Genomic DNA, 15283 nt, shown 5'->3' on the forward strand with positions numbered 1-15283 from the left:
TTCGCCTCACTTTCGCTCTTAATTAGCGTCTTCCTTTATTCGGATCGCCACCGCCAACAATATCAAAGACACGTTTCGCTATATTTGTATTCTCTTGAACGCCAGAGAACAAGTATTTACCTGGACCAAATGCATACACGTTCACATCTTCCCCTGTATGTCCACCCGTTGTCCAGCCTGTAACCGAGCGCTTATTGAAAATATCTTCAATTGCATTATCAATCTTTGTTACATCTTTTGACGGAGCTATATCATTTACAGCTTGAATTTCTTCTGGAGTTAATTGTAAATCAATATACTTTTTCAATGTTTCTTCTACATTTGCACCTTTTGCAATCTCATTTGCCATAAAGTCTGGTGTGCGCTTTGCAGCTTTAATTGGTTCTACTTTAAAGTTATACTCGCCATTGGCACCTAAAGATAAGCCACCAGTAGCGTGATCTGCCGTTGCAACAACTAACGTATTTTTATCTTTTTTCGCAAACTCAATCGCTGCTTTGAAAGCTTTTTCGAAGTCTTCCATTTCACTCATTGCACCAACAATATCATTATCATGTCCAGCCCAGTCGATTTGACTTCCTTCCACCATTAAGAAGAAACCATTTTTATTTTTGTTCAAACGCTCAATTGCTGCATTAGTCATTTCTTCTAATGAAGGTGTTTTTTCATTACGGTCAATCATTTTATCTAATCCACCTGGTGCAAATAAACCAAGAATTTGATTATTTTTATCATTTAACAATTGATCTCTATCCGTTACATAGCTATAACCAGATTTCTTAAACTCTTCTGTAAGATTACGATCTTTTCTAACAAAGTTCTTTACGCCGCCGCCAAGCATAACATCTACCTTATGCTTCCCTTTAATTTTCTCATCAAAATAATCATTTGCAATTGCGTCCATATTTTTACGGCTAATGTCATGCGCACCGAAAGCAGCTGGTGTTGCATGTGTAATTTCAGAAGTTGCAACGAGTCCCGTTGATTTCCCTTTTTCTTTCGCTTGCTCAAGAACTGTTTTCACTTCCGCTTTATCATTATCAACTGCAATTGCAGCATTATATGTTTTAATCCCTGCTGACATAGCTGTTGCTGCCGATGCAGAGTCTGTAATATTTTCATGTTCATCTTCTGGGTATGTTTTTTGTGTTCCTACAAGATGCTTATCAAATTCTGTAGATTCCATTTCAAAGGTTTTCGGATTATCTTTCATATAACGGTGAGCCGTCATATATGAAGGGCCCATACCATCCCCAATTAATACGATAACATTTTTAATCTTTGCATTGCTTCCGTTCTCATCTGCATTAACCTCACTAGAACGAGTAAAATTCCATGTTGCTACCGAAGTAACTGCTAATGATGCCACAACTGCAAATGGCCATGCTTTTTTCACAAACTTTTTCACTGTCTTGTCCCCCTAATTAGGTTATTCATTTCCCACTATCAAATTTAATGGAAGACTATTAAGAGAAAATTAGCTGTATGTAAATTTTTTGTTAACTTATGTAAATATCAGTTATAATTTGTATAACTTTGTCTTTTGGTATCAATCATCCCGCCCTTTACAATTTAAATATAAACAAGTTGGATTTCATTTATTAACCTAAATCTCTTTTTTACATTTTGACTCTATTTTTATGAAAATAAATAGAAATGCGGTGAGCCTTTATGAAAATAGTAAAGCTAAATGAGTCTTTTATTTTTGAATTACTTAATCTTTGCAAATCTGTTGGATGGTTACACGATGAAATTTTTATGAAAAAACAATTCGAAATGTATCTTTCTATCGGCACACTTGTAGGTTACATTCATGAAAACAAACTCATTGCGACTGGAGGAGTATTTCCCTTTACACGTAACTTCGCTTCCATTGGTATGTTAATCGTTCACCCTAATTTTCAAGAACGAGGAATAGGGCGCATGTTGCTAAATCATTGCTTGGAACAAATTCATCCAAAACAACCCATTGCACTTATTGCGACAAAAGCTGGCGAACCTCTATACACATCATGCGGATTTCAAACAGCAACAAAGATTCATCGTTTTGAAAAGCAAACTATTAAGACGGACCCTTCTCACTTACAAGAAGTACAAGAAGAAGACCTTATATCTCTTACTTCTCTCGATCAAATTGCAACTGGTATGAATCGTTCTCTACTTTACTCTTTGCTACTACCAAGGGCCGTACACTCTTTTAAAATTGAAAGAAATAACTGTATAGAAGCTTTTTCATTATGCATACAAAAGGGCAATATATTATGTATCAATCCACTTATCGCCAAGCAAGAAAAAGATGCTATTCAATTATTAAAAAAGATATGTGAATGTTGGAATGGTATAGTACGAATTGATGTCCCACACTCACAATTTACATTTCGTAAATTTCTTCAAACAGAAAATTTCCAAGAAACGCTCCTTTCACCGCTTATGATAAAAAATGGTAGCCGACTTCCTGGAAATCGTAATATGCTATTTGCTATGATAGATACAGCGTTATGTTAGAAAGGAGACACCTAATTGAAGCGATTTAGCTATTTTATGGTAGGTTGTCTTACTCTTACACTATTAGTAGGATGTAGTGCAACAGAAAAGCCAGTAGAACAAGTAAAGCAAGTGAAAAATACAATTACAGCGAAACTAGCTACCGAGGAAAAAATGGTAGAAATAGATGGTCAAACCATTTACTTTAAAAAAATTGGTAATGAAAAACCACCTTTACTTATGATTCATGGCTTTGGAGGGTCATCAGATGGTTTTCAAAAGATTTACTCCGATTTAGCAAAAGATCATACAATTATTTCTGTAGATGCTTTAGGATTCGGGCGCTCATCTAAACCAATGGATTTTTATTATTCTTTTCCAACTCATGCAAATTTGTATTATAAATTAATGAAAAAACTAGGGTATGATTCATTCGCAATACTGGGTCATTCCATGGGGGGAGAAATTTCTCTAAATTTAACATATTTATATCCTGAAGCAGTTACTCACCTTATTTTAACTGATGCTACAGGTGGCCCTCATACATTCGTTAATAAACAAGGCTCACCAAAACCACAATTGTCGACTGATTTAAATGCCGTTTCTTCTATTGCAGATTATGATAAAAGCAAAGTGAAATTCAAACGTAATGATGAAGAGCATTATAATAAAATGAAATTATGGCCTAGGCGTCTTAAAATTAATGCAAATGAAATGAAACAGCCAACTTTAATTATATGGGGAAGAAATGATAGTAGCGTTTCATGGAAAGAAGGAGAAACGTATCATCAATTCTTAAAGAATAGTACCTTCCATATTATCGAAAAAGGTTATCATGCACCGTTTCGTCAAGAGCCACAAGAATTTGTTGGTTATGTAAAAGAATTCTTTAAAAACAATCCGATACAATCTGAAAAATAACATAAACGGGTATCTCATTTTGAGATACCCGTTTTCATATATTAAGCAGCTTGCTTTTGGCGTTTTTGAGTTTTTGATCCTAATACTTTTGGGATAACGAAGCCGTCAATTCCAAATTTACCAGCATTCATACCAGAAACCAGAACGAACATAGATAAGATAACCATTTCAGGATTCACTCCAATTGACCCACTAAACATATAGGAAAAGTTCATTACAAGACCAAAAAAGACCGCTGTTTTTGTTAAACAGCCTACAATTAAACCAATTCCTACTAAAATTTCTCCCCATGTTACAAGTGTATTAAACAAATCTACATTTGGAATTGCAAATTCTTGTAAGAATGATGCCCACCAAGATTGAACAGCCGGTTGTGCACCTTTAGATTTTTCAATTGCACCTTGCAAATAACCTGTTGCATCGAATCCTTTCCCTTGTAGTTTACCGATTCCAGCCATTAACCATGTGTAACCAAGATATACTCGAATTACTGCTAATACAAAAGAAACTGCTTTGTTTTCTCTTAAAAATTGAATAACCATATCTTCCTCCTAAAGTTGTAATTAAATTAGTTACAGATAATATAATAACATTAGTTACTTATTTTTCAAACGTTAATTATGAATAATTCGTGACATGTGTATGAAACATTAAAAACTAACGTTTATATAGTAACTTTTATTACCTGTAAAAACTTGAACATATCATACCACAGGTGATAATCATTTTCATTGAAAAAATTGTAAAAAAAATGTGAGTTAAATGTGAAACACGTTTATTCGAATATAGAATAAACGTGTTTCACACTAATTATAGAATCGAAATGTATGTGTCTCCTCATCAATTAAACTTGCTTCTTGAAACGCTTCTTCTAACGTTTTCCCATGGTTAATAACCCCATAAAATAAGCGTATAGTAAACATAAGTGCTGCATTTCCATCTACATAATCAATCGATCCAATATACGATTTGGCACCACTATGTAAAAAAGATTTTGCTAGATTTTGCTCCCCTAACGTGCACCCGCTATTTACAATATGTGTATTATGCAATTTTGCATATTCATAAATTTCTTCTGTACCAAAATACCCTCTCGGTTCATCTTGTTCATATACTTCTTCGCGTAACTCTTCCATGACAAACTTCCCTTCTTCACCATGAAAGCAAAAAATAATATAATTAATACCATTAAATAAGTTCTTTCCAGAAAGAACTTCCACAAAATCTTTCGGTCTACCAATCCAATATGTCACAACCCTTGCACCAAAATATTCAAGAGATGCTCGGATTGATTGCGCCTCTAAATCCGAATTAAAACCAACTACTAATGCAATATTCAACATACAACCCCATCCTATAATCAGCCCTTATCAATCAGAATTTTATTGTATAAATCCATTTCATATATGCCCGTTTCCTGCAAAAAATCTGATCTAGTTAAAACGACTTTCTGTAAATATTGCCTATATGCTGTAATTGTTCCATCGTGGGATACAATGCAAATTCTTTCAACACTCAGTTCATAACACCAAAGAAGAAATTCATCTACTATTTGCTGAAAACTATTCTTTGAAATAGTGTTTATACCTTCCTTCCATAACTGATTATTTGAGCTTTTCTCTATCGAAAAATGCGGAAATAACTTTGTTATCATTCCCTGATCTACTATATAATCGCACGGTAATGTTCTCGCTTCTTCTCGATAAGGAAAAATACGCGGGGATACATATGGATGGACGATTTTTTGACAAGCTACCTTCTCACTCCATATTGTCGCCGTTTGTAAAGTTCTAAGTGTAGGACTAGCAATTAATATATCCGTTTCTTGCAATGGCACATTGCATTGAAGTAATTTAGCCTGATTCCTTCCCTCATCCGTTAATGGGGGATGCAACACTTGTAAACTTGACGGCAAGTCCTTTGTATGTTCTCCTTCACCGTGCCGAACAAAAACGATTTTCATATTCAGTCTCCTCTTACTATAAAATCCTCACACATATTTCTTCCCTATTGCATTCTTTATTCCTGCTGTATAAAAACCGATATGTAAAAAAGGTTTGACACGAAGGTTTGTAAAATATTACAATATTACATGTAAAATACTTTTTACACCGAAAGGAGAATTACATATATGAAATGGATAATTGTCTTTATTGGAATGATTGTATGGGGATATATAAACGGCTTCTTTAGTAGTGATAAAACTGCTAATCCTTGGATTGCAGATGATGAACGTGAAACAAAAATTAAACAAAAAGCAATTACGGCAAGCTGGTCCGGTGTTTTTATGTTTTGTACTATTAGCCTCTTAAATAAATGGTTAGGTTTAAGCACAAACGATAAATCACCGTACTTACCAGACCCTATCGCAGCTTTTTTAAAAGAAAATGTAGAGATACAAGTTTTACTCATGCTATTTGTTATGTATGGAATATTTTACTTACATTATCGAAGAAAATTAAGTGCCTAATTTCTAACTCATGATTATCCTCCTAAATGGTTATAGTAATCATGACAAAATGAAAGGAGAGATATAAACATGAGTAACTCGAATGAATTTTTAGATACACTACATGAAAAACAAGCAAAAGATGAACAAAATAGAAAGCGACAAGGGAACGGAAACCCAGCGAAAAAAAAGCCAAATAAAACACATAAATAACAATAAAAAACTGCCTAAAATGATTTTTTAGGCAGTTTTTTTATTGTTATTTCACCGAGATAACATTTCCCCAATTCCATTTCTCATAATACCACGCTGGTACATCTATATTTTCAATCCACTTCTTTTCCTGTTTCCCATCTTTATGAGCAAGCCATACATCCGCTTTCTTACGGTCTGAACGTATCCAAATTAATTGATTACTCTTCTTCATGAAGATCGGGTGGTAATCCCCTTGTTTGTTCGTTTTCTTTGTGATTTGATGCTGTGCATTACTTGTACTATCGACCTCATATAAAGATGGTAGTGGCCTTTTTTCTGGTGGAGTTTCTATTCCTGCCTCTTTTGCTCGTGAAACGATAATTACTCTATCGTTCTTCCATACAAAATCCCAATCAACATATCCTTTCGGCGTAAATATGTTCTGCTGAAGTGCTGGCAATTCCTTTACTTTTAAATGTTTATTTTCTAATGTAACTCTTCCGCTCCCTTCAATATAAGCTAATATATTTTTTGATGGTGCCCATTGAAACCATTGTTCGTTTAATAACATTTGATCTACTTTTTCAAACCGACTTCCATCTGCACGAACTAAGCAAAGCGTATTACTATCAGCTGACCATGAAGCTGTCGGTACCGCTAAAAATGAAATCCACTTTTGATCTGGTGACCACTTAAAGCCACTTGCTACTAGCGCTAGAAAATCATCATGTTCATTTGGCAATGCATACAAATGCTTCATTTTGTGAGGATTCATATGTGCATCTTTTTGCACTTCATATAGCTGAGCCCCTGTCCATCCTGTTGGAAGTAAGTTCGCTTCAGAGGATACAAGAAAGTTCTTTCCATCAGGGTACCATGCATAATCCCCTACACCAGCCGATACATTTTCAAAATCTGCATTCTTTTTTTCTACATCAAATGTATTTAATGTACCTGTAAATATAAATGCAATTATATTTTCTGTTGGTGACCATTGATAATTCGATGCTTCTGAGTGAAACGGCGTAACTTTTTTTCCATCTTTCAGCCGATATAACTCAAGAATACTTTGTTTCTTCCCTTTTACATATGCTAGCCACTCCCCGTCATATGACCACTTCGGCCCTGTTATGTACTCTCCTTTTGTAATCTGTATTTCTTTCCCATCAACTTTAATCCAAAGGTTATGATGACGAATAAAAGCAACTTTCACACTATTATTTTCTGCACTAGTAATAGTGATAGAACATAAAAACATAAACAACACTACACTACCACTTACCATTAGCCTTTTCATACCATCACTCCATTTCCCTCATAGCATTCCTCACTTTCTTCCTACAATATGTGAAAAATATCGATTCGACATAATCAGAAAAAATTCCCCAAGAAATTTTCAATTCATAGAGGATTGGTATGAATTATGTCGAAAGTATAGTTTAGCCAACATTTATATTTATAAGTTCTAACTAAAATGTAAGATTACATTTCTGAATATTGGCACTTTTTTATTAGGGGGAGTATCAATGAAAAAAACTACATCTACACTATTAAGCATGGCGCTTGTCTTTTCTAGTTTTGGAGCTTTAAGCGCTCATGCTGAATCACTACAAAAGGAGAAGCAATTTAGTCCACAATTAAAAACAACGATTGAACAGTGGGGAGAACATAAAATTGCTCAAAATGTTGAAACGAAAACAACAAAAGAAATATCAGTAATTGTAGAATTGCAACATGCACCTCTCGCTGCTCAAAGTAATATTCAGCATGCTCCAGATTTACAAAATAGTAATGCGCAGCCTTATCATGCTGAGCTAAAAAAAGCACAAGAAGATACGACTAAGAAAATAAAAGAAAAAGCACCTGGTGCAAAAATTAAAGAAGTGTATAATACGTTATTTTCCGGATTCTCTATTTCAGTTCCTGGAGATCAAATTACCTCTCTTGCCTCTTTACCTGAAGTAAAAGCAGTCTATCCGAACTTAACATATAAATTGCATGAAACATCAAAAAGTACTACTAACGAAGAAGCACCAAATATCGGTGGACCGACAATTGGTGCACCTGACGCGTGGAATTTAAAAGATCCATCTGGCAAACCGCTTGATGGAAAAGGCATGAAAGTAGCCATTATCGACTCTGGCGTAGACTATACACACCCTGACTTAAAGGCAAATTATATCGGTGGATATGACACGGTTGATGAAGATAGCGATCCAATGGATGGTAACGTACATGGTACTCATGTAGCTGGAATTATTGCGGGTAATGGAAAAATTAAAGGCGTTGCTCCAAACGCTTCTATTCTAGCCTATCGTGTAATGAATGACGGTGGAACTGGTACAACAGATGATATTATCCAAGGGATTGAGCGAGCGATTCAAGATGGTGCGGATGTGTTAAACCTCTCCCTTGGGCAGGATTTAAATGTACCTGATCAGCCTGTAACATTAACGTTAGAACGAGCAGCGAAACTTGGTGTTACTACTGTCGTTTCAAATGGAAATGACGGACCAAAACCTTGGTCTGTTGATGCTCCCGGTAACGCAAGTAGTGTCATTTCTGTTGGAGCATCTACGGTTTCTATCCCGTTTCCAACATTCCAAGTAGCTGGTTCCAGCAAAATATATCAAGGGTTACCGTTATCAAAATCCGATTTTCCAATAGGAAATGATTCCCCTCTTGTATACGTTGGTTATGGCAATCCAAGTGATTATGCAAAACAAGATGTGAAAGGGAAATTCGCACTTATTTTACAAGGTACTTCTAGTACATTAGTAAAGGCAGAACAAGCGAAACAAGCTGGTGCACTTGGTGTGTTATTAATCTCTAGCGAAAAAGAAATTAATATGATGCTGGAATATTTTTCACGTGAACATCTAGCTGTCCCAGTAATGCAATTATCAAATACAAATGGGGAAGAATTAAAAACTTTAATTACAAAACGAAAGAAAAATATAAAAATTGGACAACCAAAGCAAACAGAACTTATCAGTAACTTTAGTTCAAGAGGACCATCACAAGGAAGTTGGCTAATAAAGCCTGATGTTGTTGCACCTGGAGTACAAATTACTAGTACAGTACCGCGAGGCGGCTATGAATCGCATAACGGAACAAGTATGGCTGCTCCGCAAGTAGCTGGAGCGGTTGCCCTCCTGCGTCAAATGCACCCTGATTGGACGACGGAACAATTAAAAGCATCACTTGCCAATACAGCAAAAACTTTAAAAGATGTTAATGAAAATACGTATCCTGTTATGGCACAAGGATCTGGTTTAATTAACATTCCGAAAGCAGCTCAAACAAATGTATTAGTAAAACCTAACAATGTCAGCTTTGGTCTTATTAAGCCAAATAGCGGAAAAGTAAAACTGACGCAAAATGTTACATTACAAAACCTTTCTAGTAAAAAGAAAAGTTTTTCAACTCGTGTGGAGTTACTAGATGCAAACACAAACACAAAAGTAAAAGCTTCTGTCCCTTCATCGATTAGCATTCAACCGAATAGTAGTACCGAAAAACCATTTACTATCACTGTAGATAGCTCACTACCACAAGGTGTGTATACTGGAAATGTATATGTAAAAGAACAAGGGGCAAAAGAAGAAATTCGAATTCCATTCACATTTAGTATCGAGCCTAAAGATTATAAACGTATCGATGGACTTGAAATTATTAATTCTACTTTTAGCCCAAATGGCGACCACGTACTAGATGATAATCTCATCAACTACTATTTAGTTGCGCCTGTGGATGATGTAACATTGCATGCAAATTTAGTTACGAAAGAACGTGTAACGTATCAAGGGATTATCCATCAAGCTAAAAATGCAACTCCTGGATACAAACCTTTCAAATGGAATGGTACAAAAGCAGATGGCACTCCTTTAGCTGACGGGCTATATCAAATCGAAGCAGTTGCTTCTAATTCTGGCGGAGAAACAAAACAAACAGCTGCTGTATTTCTTGATCGAACTGCACCTAAGTTAACATACGAAGTTGACCAAGAAAATCTCGTAATTAGAGGAAAAGTTGATGATATTCTACTAGATTGGATGTCAGAATCTGGTTGGATAGCACCTGGCATTCCAGTGAGAATGCAATATGAAACTAACGGAAATGGTGTATGGGAACAGGCATTCCTGAACCCTTGGGAGAAAAGCTATGACATTTATTTCGATCGTACTCAATTACAAGAAGGAAAAAATACTATTCACATTGTAGCAACTGATGCAGCTGGCAATACCTCTAATTTAACTGTTAATTTAGAAGTGAAATAAAGTGAAACTTTAATCAGTGGAGATTTCATTCATCCCCACTGATTATTAGCCTTCACCAATCGGGGGTTCACGAGCAGTTAGGCTCCCATCTTACTTCTTTACTTCCACTGAATTTTGAGGTAGGAATTTTACTGCTCATTAACACGGGATAAAAAATTTTTGTTGACAATTTTTTTAATATAGTTTTATAATACAAAACATAGTTTAGTTGAACGAATTATATATCGGCTTTGAAGGAATACTAGTAGCGACTTATATCACTGTCTCAGAGAACTGATGGTTGGTGCGAATCAGTACATATACAAGCGTGAATTACAATTCTGGAGCTTCTTTCCCGTAATGCTTTTTATGCATGAAGAGAAAGACGGATCTTTCCGTTATCGTAAAGTGAGTGGTAAACAATTAGTTGTTTACAAATAGGGTGGTACCGCGATTTTTATCGTCCCTATCGGATTTTCCGATAGGGACTTTTTTGCATCCATCCTCTTACACAATTTCATATATACGCGTTGAAAGAATCGCAGTAGTATCTTATATCCCTGTTACAGAGAGCTAATGGTCGGTGGAAATTAGCACATATATAAGTATGAATTACAATTCTGGAGCTTCTTTTTCGTAGTGCTTTTATGTATGAAGGAAAAGACGGAATTTTTCCGTTATCATTAATTGAGATGTAAGTATATTTTCACTTACAAATAGGGTGGTACCGCGATTCTTTCGCCCCTATCGGATTTTCCGATAGGGGCTTTTTCTATTTCTCATAGAAACATATGTTAAATAATTCCGAATCTTATGATAAAATTTTATAAGCGCTTACAAAAATGAAAGGAGGTGATACAAGCTATACGAAATCGATATTCAATTTTATTGAAAAAAAGGAGGATGTCTAAATGACAAAGAAAACAGAAATTCCATCGCATTTAAAACCATTCGTATCCACACAACATTATGATCAATACACACCGGTGAATCACGCTGTGTGGCGTTATATTATGAGACAAAATCATAGCTTCTTAAAAGACGTTGCTCATCCAGCCTATGTGAACGGACTACAATCATCTGGTATTAATATAGATTCAATTCCAAAAGTAGAAGAAATGAATGAGTGTTTGGCACCAAGTGGCTGGGGCGCTGTAACGATTGACGGACTTATTCCCGGCGTAGCATTCTTCGATTTTCAAGGACACGGATTACTACCAATCGCAACAGATATTCGGAAAGTAGAAAATATCGAGTACACACCAGCTCCAGATATCGTACACGAAGCCGCAGGACACGCACCGATTTTACTTGATCCTACATATGCAAAATATGTGAAACGTTTTGGGCAAATTGGTGCAAAAGCTTTCTCTACAAAAGAAGAACATGATGCATTTGAAGCTGTTCGTACATTAACGATAGTAAAAGAAAGTCCTACTTCTACTCCTGATGAAGTTAAGGCTGCTGAAAATGCTGTAATTGAAAAACAAAACTTAGTTTCTGGTTTATCAGAAGCTGAACAAATTTCACGTCTTTTCTGGTGGACAGTAGAATATGGATTGATTGGAAATATAGATGATCCAAAAATATATGGTGCTGGTCTCCTTTCTTCTGTTGGCGAAAGCAAACATTGCTTAACAGACGCTGTAGAAAAAGTTCCATTTTCTATCGAAGCATGTACAGGGACAACTTATGACGTAACAAAAATGCAACCACAACTATTTGTTTGTAAGTCCTTTGAAGAATTAACAGATGCGCTTGAAACATTTTCTAAAACAATGGCCTTTAAAACAGGTGGAAAAGAAGGTTTAGAAAAAGCAATTCGCTCTGAGAACTATGCAACAGCTGAGCTAAATAGCGGATTACAAATTACAGGTACATTTAGCGAGACAATTGAAAACGATGCAGGTGAATTAATTTACATGCGAACAAATTCGCCAACAGCATTAGCGCTTCATAATAAACAGTTAGCGAATCATTCTACTTCTGTACACAGTGACGGATTTGGAACACCAATTGGATTACTCACTGAAAATATTGCATTAGAAAATTGTACAGACGAACAACTACAATCATTAGGAGTTACAATTGGAACTATCGCTGAGTTTACTTTTGCAAGTGGTATTCATGTAAAAGGAACAGTAACAGATATTGTGAAAAACGATAAGAAAATTGCCCTTATTTCCTTTATCGATTGTACAGTTACTTATAACGCCCGCGTTTTATTTGATGCTTCATGGGGCGCATTTGATATGGCTGTTGGCTCACAAATCACTTCAGTCTTCCCAGGTGCCGCAGATGCAGCAGCATTTTTCCCAATGGATGAAAAAGTTCAAGAAATTCCTGCTCCACTTGTACTGAATGAACTTGAACGTATGTATCAAACAGTTCGAGATATTCGAAGTGAGGGGATTTTACATGACGCGCATATCGATCAATTAGTAGCAATTCAAGAAGTATTAAATAAATTTTATGCGAAAGAATGGTTGCTGCGCCTTGAAGTATTAGAGTTACTTTTAGAGCATAACAAAGGGCATGAAACATCGGCAGCATTACTACATCAACTTTCTACTTTCACAACTGACGAAGCTGTAACACGCCTTATTAACAATGGTCTTGCGTTACTTCCAGTAAAGGATGTGAAAAATGATGCTAAGATTAACTGAAGAAGAAGTTCACGAGGAATTATTGAAGGTAGATAAATGGATGGTAAAAGATGAGAAATGGATTGAACGAAAATATATGTTTTCCGACTACTTAAAAGGAGTCGAATTTGTCTCTGAAGCCGCCAAACTATCAGAAGAACATAATCACCATCCATTTATCCTTATCCAGTATAAAGCAGTTATTATTACTTTGTCATCTTGGAATGCAAAAGGTTTAACGAAACTAGATTTTGAGCTTGCAAAACAATTTGATGAACTATTTTTACAAAACGAAAATGCAATTATAAGAAAATAAAAAAGAGAAGCCTTTTTAGGCTTCTCCTTTTATTTTGAAATGGATACAATGTCCAAATGGATCCTCGACTTGTAATATTCCATCTTTGTACGTAGCAATCTTGCCAATATTTTTTAAGCTTTCACATACTTGCTCTTTTTGTTTTTCATCCGCTAGTACAATTGTGAAATATTTTAAACCAACAGAACCTGGCATTTGCGGTGGCACCCCTTCACCTTGCCACGTATTTAAGCCGATATGGTGATGATAACCACCTGCTGATACGAACAACGCTCCATTACGAGCTGGGATCGTTACTTCAAAACCAAGACCATCAACATAGAAACGTTTCGCTTCCTCTAAATCAGCTACATGGAAATGAATATGCCCCATCACAGTACCAGATGGAAATCCATTCCATGTACTTCCTTGCTGTAATAATTCTTCACCAGCTAACGGGTTACTAACAAATGGGAGTTCTCCATTCTCATCACGCCAAACTTCTTTTTGTCGATCATGATAAATTTCAATCCCGTTTCCATCTGGATCAGCTAAATAAAGAGCTTCACTAAAGTAATGATCGGCTCCGCCATGTAGTGGATATACCATCTCTACAAGATGACGAAGAACATTCGCTAAATCCTGTCTACTTGGTAATAAAATTGCGTAATGATATAACCCTGTTCTTGCTCTTTGCTTCGGAAAAGCTTCTTTCTTTTCTTCAATGATAAGAAGTGGTTCATCATTTTCATTCCCAAATGTAACGACTGCTTCTTCTTCTTTTAGCACCTTCATACTTAGTACTTCCGTATAAAACTCTAGTGATTTCTTTACATTAGATACGTATAAATGAACAACATCAAGTGTTGTATCGGGATGAAGTTGAAAACTCATCTTGTTAGCCCCCATTTAAATTAGTTCTTCTTTGACATTTTTTCTTTTAAGAAATTATCTACAAAACCATCAGCTTTTGCAACAAATAAGTATGCACCCATTGCTAATAATGCAAGTTCTAATTCGAAACCAGGATTTTTTCCATCTCCCAATAAACCAGCTGACCATTTCACTTTTACGATTGCTCCAACCATAACAAGTGCAAATAATAATCCAATATATCTTACACCTAAACCTAGAATTAATAATAGGCCTCCAACTAATTCAAATGTTGCTACACCGTATGCAAGTCCTCCTGGTAAACCAATGCTTGTAAACCACCCTGCAATATTGTCAATTCCTGATTGGAATTTTGTTAAACCGTGCATGAAGAATGTTACCCCTAACACGATACGAATAATTAAGTTACCAATATGTTGATTCATTTCTTTCTCTCCTTTATAGTTTTCTTATACAAAACTTTTATTTACATTACAAAAAATACACTAATTTTTTTTATTCGTCAATTCATTTTCACTGGGAAAATATATATTTTTTTTGCTATGATACAAATAGTTGTTTACAAAAAGGAGCTTGATTTTATGAATATTGGTTCTGCAATACGTGAAATTCGTCAACGTAGAGGCATAACAATCGCACAAATTTGCGAGGGAACAGGTCTTTCTAAAGGATTTATGAGTCAGGTTGAAAATAATAAAACATCACCATCTATTTCAACTTTAGAAACGATCTCCAACTTTTTAAACGTTCCCCTTCCCTATTTATTGTTAGAGCAAAAAGATCGATTAAAAATTGTCAAAAAAGAAGAACGGAAATACAGTGTATACGGAAAAGATGAACAAAGAATTGAACATGTCGCTGAGCAAGGGGGCCTTCGCCTATCTTTAGTAGAAATACCTACTGGATTCCCGAAAGAAAACTCACCAAATGCCCATGAAGGGGAAGAATGTCACCTTGTATTACGCGGAAAACTAGAAGTTCAGCACGGTGAAGATATTGCAATCGTAGAAGAAGGTGATTCTTTCTCATGGAATGCATGCGTTCCTCATATTGTTCGTAATATAGGAGAAGAAACTGCATTACTACTCATCTCTAGTTATGCGGAAAATCGAAAACGTGTTTACTAAATAATAAAAAAGAA

The 15283-nt window shown here is 35.5% G+C and carries 15 protein-coding genes and 2 other annotated features; of the genes, 8 read left to right on the plus strand and 7 right to left on the minus strand.

The window, feature by feature from the left end:
- Positions 1 to 22: 22 nt before the first annotated feature.
- Entirely contained in the window at positions 23 to 1408 is a 1386-nt protein-coding gene (locus tag F3I02_RS24315) for an alkaline phosphatase (protein WP_196478508.1), read from the minus strand.
- Positions 1409 to 1671: 263 nt separating this feature from the next.
- Between F3I02_RS24315 and F3I02_RS24320 the strand changes: the two genes are divergently transcribed.
- Positions 1672 to 2505 (plus strand): GNAT family N-acetyltransferase, encoded by an 834-nt coding sequence (locus F3I02_RS24320; RefSeq protein ID WP_000706690.1) that lies wholly within the window; start codon positions 1672 to 1674, stop codon positions 2503 to 2505.
- A 15-nt stretch (positions 2506 to 2520) separates the two neighbouring features.
- Complete coding sequence (locus F3I02_RS24325; RefSeq protein ID WP_000819833.1) at positions 2521 to 3405, plus strand: alpha/beta fold hydrolase; 885 nt, start codon at positions 2521 to 2523, stop codon at positions 3403 to 3405.
- 41 nt (positions 3406 to 3446) lie between these two features.
- On the opposite strand, the gene F3I02_RS24330 is transcribed toward F3I02_RS24325, so the two are convergent.
- The 3 genes from F3I02_RS24330 to F3I02_RS24340 form a co-directional block, all read right to left on the minus strand.
- The gene (locus tag F3I02_RS24330; RefSeq protein ID WP_000236609.1) at positions 3447 to 3947 is read right to left on the minus strand and encodes a DoxX family protein; all 501 of its coding nucleotides are present in this window, start codon (positions 3945 to 3947) and stop codon (positions 3447 to 3449) included.
- A 264-nt stretch (positions 3948 to 4211) separates the two neighbouring features.
- A complete protein-coding gene (locus F3I02_RS24335; RefSeq protein ID WP_196478509.1) occupies positions 4212 to 4748 on the minus strand; it encodes a delta-aminolevulinic acid dehydratase in 537 nt (178 codons plus the stop codon).
- Positions 4749 to 4765: 17 nt separating this feature from the next.
- The gene (locus tag F3I02_RS24340; protein ID WP_196478510.1) at positions 4766 to 5368 is read right to left on the minus strand and encodes a histidine phosphatase family protein; all 603 of its coding nucleotides are present in this window, start codon (positions 5366 to 5368) and stop codon (positions 4766 to 4768) included.
- A gap of 168 nt (positions 5369 to 5536) precedes the next feature.
- On the opposite strand from F3I02_RS24340, the gene F3I02_RS24345 reads away from it, so the two are divergent.
- Both F3I02_RS24345 and F3I02_RS24350 read left to right on the plus strand, forming a co-directional pair.
- Entirely contained in the window at positions 5537 to 5875 is a 339-nt protein-coding gene (locus F3I02_RS24345) for a hypothetical protein (RefSeq protein ID WP_000871144.1), read from the plus strand.
- 69 nt (positions 5876 to 5944) lie between these two features.
- Positions 5945 to 6067 carry a DUF4023 domain-containing protein gene (locus tag F3I02_RS24350; protein WP_000071866.1) on the plus strand — a complete coding sequence of 41 codons (123 nt, stop codon included), beginning with the start codon at positions 5945 to 5947 and terminating at the stop codon, positions 6065 to 6067.
- 46 nt (positions 6068 to 6113) lie between these two features.
- On the opposite strand, the gene F3I02_RS24355 is transcribed toward F3I02_RS24350, so the two are convergent.
- Entirely contained in the window at positions 6114 to 7346 is a 1233-nt protein-coding gene (locus tag F3I02_RS24355) for a TolB family protein (RefSeq protein WP_000826290.1), read from the minus strand.
- Between the two features lie 229 nt (positions 7347 to 7575).
- Here F3I02_RS24355 and F3I02_RS24360 point away from each other — a divergent pair, with 229 nt between their 5' ends.
- The 3 genes from F3I02_RS24360 to F3I02_RS24370 all read left to right on the plus strand — a co-directional run bounded on the left by F3I02_RS24360 (position 7576) and on the right by F3I02_RS24370 (position 13269).
- The gene (locus tag F3I02_RS24360; protein ID WP_196478511.1) at positions 7576 to 10329 is read left to right on the plus strand and encodes a S8 family peptidase; all 2754 of its coding nucleotides are present in this window, start codon (positions 7576 to 7578) and stop codon (positions 10327 to 10329) included.
- Between the two features lie 221 nt (positions 10330 to 10550).
- Positions 10551 to 10779, plus strand: a binding site (T-box leader).
- A gap of 50 nt (positions 10780 to 10829) precedes the next feature.
- Positions 10830 to 11057 (plus strand) — a binding site (T-box leader).
- Between the two features lie 162 nt (positions 11058 to 11219).
- Entirely contained in the window at positions 11220 to 12974 is a 1755-nt protein-coding gene (locus F3I02_RS24365; protein WP_196478512.1) for an aromatic amino acid hydroxylase, read from the plus strand.
- Positions 12955 to 13269: a 4a-hydroxytetrahydrobiopterin dehydratase gene (locus F3I02_RS24370; protein ID WP_000979538.1), complete on the plus strand. Its 315-nt coding sequence runs from the start codon at positions 12955 to 12957 to the stop codon at positions 13267 to 13269. The genes F3I02_RS24365 and F3I02_RS24370 overlap by 20 nt, the downstream gene beginning before the upstream one ends.
- A 15-nt stretch (positions 13270 to 13284) precedes the next feature.
- Here the strand turns inward: F3I02_RS24370 and F3I02_RS24375 are convergent, their stop codons facing one another.
- A complete protein-coding gene (locus F3I02_RS24375) occupies positions 13285 to 14142 on the minus strand; it encodes a VOC family protein (protein WP_000009836.1) in 858 nt (285 codons plus the stop codon).
- A gap of 20 nt (positions 14143 to 14162) precedes the next feature.
- Positions 14163 to 14567 carry a DoxX family protein gene (locus tag F3I02_RS24380; protein ID WP_001071553.1) on the minus strand — a complete coding sequence of 135 codons (405 nt, stop codon included), beginning with the start codon at positions 14565 to 14567 and terminating at the stop codon, positions 14163 to 14165.
- 156 nt (positions 14568 to 14723) lie between these two features.
- On the opposite strand from F3I02_RS24380, the gene F3I02_RS24385 reads away from it, so the two are divergent.
- Positions 14724 to 15269, plus strand: a complete 546-nt coding sequence (locus tag F3I02_RS24385; protein ID WP_001020693.1) for a helix-turn-helix domain-containing protein — start codon at positions 14724 to 14726, stop codon at positions 15267 to 15269.
- The last annotated feature ends 14 nt before the right edge of the window (positions 15270 to 15283 follow it).

This window comes from Bacillus sp. SRB3LM (assembly GCF_015712745.1).
Taxonomy (GTDB): domain Bacteria; phylum Bacillota; class Bacilli; order Bacillales; family Bacillaceae_G; genus Bacillus_A; species Bacillus_A thuringiensis_K.

Excerpts from the sequence above, each read along its gene's own strand:
- F3I02_RS24350 (WP_000071866.1), top strand. The coding sequence starts at position 5,945 with ATGAGTAACTCGAATGAATTTTTAGATACACTACATGAAAAACAAGCA.
- F3I02_RS24330 (WP_000236609.1), bottom strand. The coding sequence starts at position 3,947 with ATGGTTATTCAATTTTTAAGAGAAAACAAAGCAGTTTCTTTTGTATTA.
- F3I02_RS24320 (WP_000706690.1), top strand. The coding sequence starts at position 1,672 with ATGAAAATAGTAAAGCTAAATGAGTCTTTTATTTTTGAATTACTTAAT.
- F3I02_RS24335 (WP_196478509.1), bottom strand. The coding sequence starts at position 4,748 with ATGTTGAATATTGCATTAGTAGTTGGTTTTAATTCGGATTTAGAGGCG.
- F3I02_RS24365 (WP_196478512.1), top strand. The coding sequence starts at position 11,220 with ATGACAAAGAAAACAGAAATTCCATCGCATTTAAAACCATTCGTATCC.
- F3I02_RS24345 (WP_000871144.1), top strand. The coding sequence starts at position 5,537 with ATGAAATGGATAATTGTCTTTATTGGAATGATTGTATGGGGATATATA.
- F3I02_RS24370 (WP_000979538.1), top strand. The coding sequence starts at position 12,955 with ATGATGCTAAGATTAACTGAAGAAGAAGTTCACGAGGAATTATTGAAG.
- F3I02_RS24340 (WP_196478510.1), bottom strand. The coding sequence starts at position 5,368 with ATGAAAATCGTTTTTGTTCGGCACGGTGAAGGAGAACATACAAAGGAC.
- F3I02_RS24385 (WP_001020693.1), top strand. The coding sequence starts at position 14,724 with ATGAATATTGGTTCTGCAATACGTGAAATTCGTCAACGTAGAGGCATA.
- F3I02_RS24360 (WP_196478511.1), top strand. The coding sequence starts at position 7,576 with ATGAAAAAAACTACATCTACACTATTAAGCATGGCGCTTGTCTTTTCT.
- F3I02_RS24380 (WP_001071553.1), bottom strand. The coding sequence starts at position 14,567 with ATGAATCAACATATTGGTAACTTAATTATTCGTATCGTGTTAGGGGTA.
- F3I02_RS24375 (WP_000009836.1), bottom strand. The coding sequence starts at position 14,142 with ATGAGTTTTCAACTTCATCCCGATACAACACTTGATGTTGTTCATTTA.
- F3I02_RS24355 (WP_000826290.1), bottom strand. The coding sequence starts at position 7,346 with ATGAAAAGGCTAATGGTAAGTGGTAGTGTAGTGTTGTTTATGTTTTTA.